The organism is Halomonas sp. MES3-P3E, assembly GCF_002836035.1.
Lineage (GTDB): Bacteria > Pseudomonadota > Gammaproteobacteria > Pseudomonadales > Halomonadaceae > Vreelandella > Vreelandella arctica.
Genome location: NZ_PJBT01000152.1, coordinates 1 through 442, shown reverse-complemented (window position 1 = coordinate 442; position 442 = coordinate 1). Strand labels below are relative to the sequence as shown.

The following is a 442-nucleotide window of genomic DNA, read 5'->3' as shown; positions in this document are numbered from 1 at the left end:
TTTCGCTCAAGGTATGAGCCAAGGCGCCCAAGGTCAGGGCAATATGATGGACGGCCAAGTCGGTATGGGTTCGGGCATGATGATGGGCAGTCAAGAAGACATGTACCCAGGAATGATGATGGGAGGGCAAAGCGGGATGATGCCTTGTCCAATGATGGGAGGCATGGGGAGCATGGGCGGTATGCTCGACGAGCAGCAGATGAGTACCATGCGTGAGATGCGCCAAGAACACCGCGCGGCCCAGCTTGAGCGGATGGGCGAATTGATGAACCTGCGCGACGACATGATGCAAATCATGCAGACTGAACGCCCTGAACAATGGAAAGTAAAGACGCTGCATGCTCAAATGGCCAGCCTTCATGGCGATATGATGGCTGATAACGTGCGCATGCATAACCAGATGCAGGACTTACTAACCGACGAGCAGCGTGAACAGATGAGT

General features: G+C 54.3%; 1 protein-coding gene. It reads left to right on the top strand.

Going from position 1 to position 442, the window contains the following annotated elements; all coding sequences use genetic code 11:
- On the top strand, positions 1–442 hold a 442-nt coding region (locus CXF87_RS12410; RefSeq protein WP_157826547.1), incomplete at both ends, for a Spy/CpxP family protein refolding chaperone.